The 7,233-nt window shown below is 43.0% G+C and carries 2 protein-coding genes; both read left to right on the forward strand.

The window, feature by feature from the left end; translation table 11 throughout:
- Nucleotides 1-5,605: ZmpA/ZmpB/ZmpC family metallo-endopeptidase (locus HMPREF2766_RS05765; protein ID WP_070568432.1), on the forward strand; the 5,605-nt coding region annotated here is incomplete at its 5' end.
- A 251-nt stretch (nt 5,606-5,856) separates the two neighbouring features.
- Nucleotides 5,857-7,233, forward strand: a 1,377-nt coding sequence (locus HMPREF2766_RS05770) for a G5 domain-containing protein (protein WP_261676406.1), incomplete at its 3' end; no start/stop codon positions are given.

Genomic DNA, 7,233 nt, shown 5'->3' on the forward strand with positions numbered 1-7,233 from the left:
TCGAGATGCTCGTCAAATCACAACTCCAGGTGTTGAGGGCGAACGCACGATTAAGACTCGCGTCTACAGCTCTAACGGTCAAGTTGTTGACCGTCAAGAGTTGTCTAACGAGGAAACTCTAGCTCCTGTAACACAAATCGTCAAAGTCGGCACGGCTAAACCAAATATGGTGCCAAGTGAAGCACCGAAAGCAGATGCTTTGCCAGAGTATCCGTTGACTTATACTGACGAAACGCGCGTTGAAAAAATCAACTTTAGCATTCGTGAGGAAGAAACCGATGAGCTTGTTCGAGATGCTCGTCAAATCGCCACTCCGGGAGTTGAGGGTGAGCGTACGATTAAGACCCGTGTTTACAGTTCTAACGGTCAAGAGGTTGATCGCCAAGAGTTGTCCAACGAGGAAACTCTAGCTCCCGTAACGCAAGTGGTCAAGGTCGGCACGGCTAAACCAAATATGGTACCAAATGAAGCACCTAAAGCAGATGATTTGCCAGAGTATCCGCTAACTTACACTGACGAAACGCGCGTTGAAAAAATCAACTTTAGCATTCGTGAGGAAGAAACCGATGAGCTTGTTCGAGATGCTCGTCAAATCACAACTCCAGGAGTCCAAGGTGAACGGACTATCAAGACTCGTGTCTACAGTTCCAATGATCAGGAAATTGACCGCCAAGAATTGTCTAATGAGGAAACCCTAGCTCCAGTAACGCAAATCGTCAAAGTCGGAACAGCTAAGCCAACTATGGTGCCAAATGAAGCGCCGAAAGCAGACGCTCTGCCAGAGTATCCACTGACATATACTGACGAAACTCGGGTTGAGAAAATCAACTTTAGCATTCGTGAAGAAGAAACGGATGAGCTTATTCAAAATGCTCGTCAAATCGCGACTCCAGGTGTTGAGGGTGAGCGCACGATTAAGACTCGCGTCTACAGTTCTAACGGTCAAGAGGTTGATCGCCAAGAGTTGTCCAACGAGGAAACTCTAGCTCCCGTAACGCAAGTAGTCAAAGTTGGAACGGCTAAGCCAAACATGGTACCGAACGATCCACCGAAAGCAGATGCTTTAGAGGAGTTCGATTTAATTTCACTGCATAATCTCTTGGCAGAAGCGGATCAGATTAAAGCTCAGGCCCGTTATTTCAACGATAGTCAGAGTCATCAAGCTAACTATGATGCTGCTTTGACGGCTGGTCAAGCGATTCTGAGCCAATCCCAAGCCAGCCAAGCAGAAGTCAACCAACTGGTGGAACAAATCAATCAAGCCAAGGCTCAATTAAGTGGTCTTGAAGTTGTTAAAACAGCTCTTCAGACTGAGTACGATTTAAATCCAAGAGTTAAAACTTCGGTTAAATATAAGAATGCGGACTCAGATAAGCAGACAGCTTATACTGACGAATTGACCAAGGCTGAAAGAGTTTTGAACAATCAGATTGCTACACAAGTACGGGTCAACCAAGCTCTTGCTAACCTGACAGCATCCAAAGAAGCTCTAAATGGTGTGCCTAAAGTCAAGCCGACAGTTTCCATTCTAAGTCTGACTGAGAATGCTGATGATAAGTCGGTGACGGTCCAATATAGATTGGAAGACCAGACCCAGTCCTTACGTTCAGCGACTGCAGAATTGTACCAGGGAGATCAGCTGGTTCGCACTCTTCCAATTACCAATTTTGCTGGCAGCTTGAAAATTGGCGATCTAGACTACTATACAGGTTATACTTTGAAAACCAAGTTGACTTATGAATTGGATAATGGTAGCTTTACTGAGTTTGAAACAGATAGTCGTAACTTTGAGCTAGAATACAAGAAAATAACCTTCCGTGATATTGATTCAGTTGAGTTTTATCATAAAGAAAACGATCAATACAAGCGCCTTGTATCGATGAGCTCTATGCCTACGGATCTGTCTACTTACTTCGTCAAGATCAAATCAAGCGAATCCAAAGAAATTCTCTTACCAGTTCACAGTATTTCTGAAGCAGAGAAAGATGGTAAGGCAGTCTATAAGGTTAATGTAACCCTTCCTGAACTCGTCCAAGAAAGTGAAGCGGGCTACAAGTCTGGGCATGACTTCTACATCAGTAAGGCAGTCCCAAGTCAGCAAAATGTCTACACTAGCTTTGCTGGATTGGTAGACGCTATGAAGCGAAATATGGCAGGAAATTATGTTCTGGGAGCTGATTTGGATGCGAGCGAGGTCAACCTAGCTCCTGCGGATTATGTCTACCTCAAAGGGAACTTCACCGGCAGTCTGACAGGTAGTCATAATGGTAAGCAATACGCCATTTATAATCTAGCCAAGCCTTTATTTGAAAACCTCAAGAGTGGGTCTACCATTTCAAATATCGACTTTAAAGATGTGAATATCGTGGGTACCTATGACTCGGCTGCACTGGCACGCAATGCGGAAAATGCGCGAATCACAGACGTTTCTGTTCAAGGGAGAGTATCGGTAGTAGGTAACGCTTCTAACGTAGCGGGTCTAGTAGTTACTGGAACCAATACGCAAATTACCAATAGTTCCTTTACTGGTACCATCCTATCTAACAATCAACACATCAAAGCTTATAACGTAGGTGGTTTGGTTGCGAGCCTTAAAGGAGGAGAATCTCTTCTTAGCCAAAGTAAAGCAGATGTAACGATTATTAGTGGTGCACGATCAAATGAACAACGTATTGGTGGTTTGGTTGGACGTCTAGAAAACAATGCTCGAATCACCAAATCTTATGTGATAGGAAAATTATATAATTCAACCACTAACGGTCAAATCGGTGGAGTGGTCGGCTCGAACTACTTCAATGGTTTAGTTGATAATGTTATCAGTAATGTTAGCGGTACAAATGTTTACAGTATTTCTGGGGATCAGGGCTACAAAAACGACCGCATTACGCAAGCATATAAAGTTGCCAAAAGCGAAACCTTGAAAAACGATCAGTTTGTTACTTCTACAATTACTCAAGAAGAAATGGAAGAAAAACTGACTGCTATGGACATAACAACTAGCCTAGATGACACGAATCTAAATATGCGTTTTGTCGACTATGGTGAAGTAAACAATGCTCAATTTGACCGCGGATATTCTTACGCAAATATGGAGAAACTGCTTCCTTTCTACAATAAAGAAACCATTGTTTCGTTTGCGAACAAGATTCCGAAAGAGCATAAGTTGAACAAGGAGTACCTACTGGATGTTGTTCCGATGAAGGGTGACCAGATTATCACTGATATCCATAGCAATAAAACAGCAATCAATCGTTTGATGCTTCACTACATGGACAATACCATTGACTACCTAGAAATATCTTATCAGGGAGATTTCGTAAATCGAGGCATTGCTGAGTATAGTATCAAGGGGTTAGACCTTCTTTATACTCCAGAAGCCTTTGCATCAGATTATACAAGTGTTCTAAATCAAGTCTTGCCAGAACTGAACAAGGTTGTTCTTGATTCGCCAGCTATGCGTACAGCTCTCGGAGTAACAGCAGACACTTCTTTGGATGAACTATATTTAGACACCGCATTTACGCAAGTGAAAAGCAAACTGTCAGTAGAACTACGAAAAGTTCTGGCTATGGATAAGGCTATCAATACTGAAGGTGAAGTAGTTAAGGATTATCTTGTTAAGAAGATTCTTGCTGATAAAGAAGCTTTCCTATTGGGTCTGACTTACCTTAACCGTTGGTATAATATCAACTATGATAACTTTAATGTTAAGGACTTGTCGGCTTACAAGTTTGATTTCTACGGTAAGAATGATGTTTCGACTTTAGATACAATCATTGCTTTAGGGAAATCAGGACTTGAGAATCTCAAGGCTAAGAACAACTATACAGCGTATGACAATTCGCTCTCTGAAGCAACTGGCAAGCGAGGACTCTTCAATTACCTTGAAGGCTACCGTCAGCTCTTCCTACCATATAAGACTAATAATGAATGGCTCAAAACCAATACAAAGGCCTACATCGTTGAGGCTAAATCGGATGTAGCAGAGGCTAGACAGCTTCAGGATGCAGCCGAGGGCAAGAGCAAGTACTCTGTCGGTGTTTATGACAAGATTACAGCAGATAATTGGGAACACAAGGGCATGCTCCTACCACTCTTGACCATGACTGAAAAAGGTGTCTATGCTATCTCTAATATGTCTACCCTCTCTATGGGGGCTTATGATCGCTATCGTCTGGATGCTAATAACAGAGTGCGCACAGACGCAGAACTAGTTGAATATGTCGAAGACCGTGTTAGAAAGTCAGCTGAATGGCAACGTGATCACTATGATTTCTGGTATAAGATTCTCAGTCCAGAAAGCAAGGACAAGCTCTTCCGTTCTGTTCTGGTTTATGATGGATTCTCATTGGTTGACAAGAATGGTCAAAAATACTGGGCTCCAGCTAATGATAAAAAATCTCTAGCTATGCAGGAGTTCTTCGGACCTGCCGGCAAGTGGTATCCAAGCAAGGGTTATAATGCCTATGCGACAGGAAGTGTAACTCACTTTGATGCTGCTAAATTGTTGGAAGACTATGGTAACTCAGTCTACACGCATGAGATGACCCATAACTCTGACGGTGCTATTTACTTTGAAGGATATGGTCGTCGTGAGGGACTAGGTGCGGAACTCTATGCTCGCGGACTCTTGCAGTCTTCGCCGAGTGCAGATGAACCAACTATTACGCTCAATACTCTCTTCAAGGTGGACAAGGATTCTAAGACCCGTATGCATACCTATAATTTCAAGGAACGTGTTCAAAATGAAGCAGACCTTCAACACTATGTCCATGGTATGTTTGACATGATTTACACCTTGGACTATCTAGAAGGTACTTCTATGCTGAAGCAGAGCGATACTGCCAAGTTACAGTGGTTCAGAAAGATGGAGAATTACTATATTACAGATAAGTATGGTAAGGAGACTCATGCTGGTAACCAGACGCGAAGCTTCACTGCTGAAGAAATCAAGCAATTAAAGACCTTTGACTCTTTGATTGAAAATGATGTTATCACTCGTCGGGAGAACAAGGAAAGCGGAAAATACGGCCGAAATGGCTACCTCAGTCTCAGCCTCTTCTCACCAATTTACTCAGCCTTGAGCAATCCAAATGGAGCGCCAGGTGACGTCATGTTCCGTCGCACAGCCTATGAATTACTAGCAGCCAAGGGCTACCATGACGGATTTGTCCCTTATGTTTCCGGTCAGTACTCTCAGGAAGCCTTCGATGAAGGGAAGAAAACGTGGGACGGATGGTCTGGAAGAGATGTCGGTCTCGTGACAGACCAGAAAGTCTTGGAAAATGTATTTAAAGGTGAATACACCTCTTGGGCAGCCTTCAAGAAGGCCATGTACAAGGAGCGAATTGATCAGTTGACCAAACTGAAGCCAATCACCATTGAGTACGAGCTTAAAAATCCAAACAGTACCAAGAAAGTAACCATTCGTTCTTATGCAGAGATGCAGCAATTGATGGATGCAGCAGTAGCAGAGGATGTACGCAACATTACCAATGCTACTAGCCGTGTCGAAGCTAGCTGGGTCAACCTGCTTAAGAAGAAGATTTACAACGCTTATCTTCGTGAGACAGACGACTTCAGACAGTCTATTTTCAAGAAATAAGGAAACGATTCTGTTTGATTAAAATTTGAAAAATTCCTAGGTTTAAGGCTACCTAGGAATTTTTTCTGTGGTTTCTCCATGATCTTGTTTGTGCATTCAAGACCTGATAAGATAAGAATTTTGACAGCGTAAATGAACTGAAAAGATTAGCAGTTTTTTTGTGGCTATTATTTATAGCAAATAAATTGAATAATCTAGTAAATTTCGGTAGAATAGAGGGGATTCAAATCATGATGAAGGAAAGATTAGGAATGAAAAGAAGTTATTTAGGAGAAAAGCACCAGCGTTTTTCATTGAGAAAAGTTTCGGTTGGTTTGGTTTCTGCTTTGGTAGGGGTTTTCTACCTTTTTAGTGGAGGAGGTTCTCTTGCAAATGTAGCAGCCAGTGAACAGACGCCATCCGTCACAAAACAAATCCACTATAAGTACGTGACAGAGAGTGAGCTCACGGACCAAGAGAAGCAATTGGTAGTCAAAGAATTGCCACAGTTTGCTGAGGAAACAGATGATACATACTATTTGATTTATCGTCCGACGAGACAGTTGCCTGCAACTGGTCATAGCCAACTCATTAGCTCAATTGCAGCGGGGGCAGGCATTGTGCTACTGGTCGTAGCGATTAAACTGGGAAGAGATGATCGCAAGAAACTCGCTTCTTTCATGCTTTTGACCAGTCTAGGAAGTCAGCTAATTGCGCCAACTTCCTTGGCTTTGACAAATCAAATGCTGGCAGACTATAATCAGGAATTGACTGTACAGATCGGGGAAACATTGCAATCCCCACTTACGATTGAAGGCTACCAATATGTAGGGTATTTGAAATCTCAAAAAGAAGTGAAGCCTTCAGTTGATGGCAAGAAAGAGTTGAATCATTCGGCTCCTATTGATACTCCAGTTCAAACTTCAAACGGAAGTCAAGCGCAGGAAGAGTACCGTGCTCAGAAACCAAGTGATGCTCCTGTCTTTGAACAACCAGAGTTAAAGGTTGAAAGTAAAGATACCAGTCGTACAGAGATTATTCCTTTCCAAGTGGAGGAAGTAGAGGCGGCTGATTTGCCGCAAGGTCAAACTGAGGTGATTCAGGCAGGGAAAAATGGTAGTCGTACCATTCTGACCCGCAGCTACATTTTAAATGGTCAGGTGATCCATACAGAGGAGGTTTCCAATCAGGTAACGACTGAGCCTACTTCTGAGATTAGAAAAGTCGGAAGCAAGGTCCTTTCTCCTACAAAACCAAGCCCAGAGGAGTCCGTTAGTGAAAAACCAACAGACGCTCCTGTAAATGAAGTTCCAAGCTTAAACGTTGAAGAAAAAGATGTTACCACGACGGTAGCAGAACCCTACACTCGAGAACGAGTAGAGAGTGATAGCTTGCCAGTTGGCCAGACCAAGATAACCCAAGCTGGTCAAGATGGTGTGCGTACAATCGTCACCCGTCAGTACATGGTAGATGGAAAAGTAGAGAGAAGCCAGGAACTCTCTAACGAAGTGACAACCCCAGCAGTATCAGAAATCGTAACAGTTGGAACAGGCCCTGTTAGCGAGAAACCAACAGACGCTCCAATAAATGAAGTTCCAAGCTTAAACGTTGAGGAAAAGGATGTTACCACGACGGTAGCAGAACCCTAC

The sequence above is a fragment of the Streptococcus sp. HMSC076C08 genome (genome assembly GCF_001810825.1).
In the GTDB taxonomy this organism is placed as follows: Bacteria; Bacillota; Bacilli; order Lactobacillales; family Streptococcaceae; genus Streptococcus.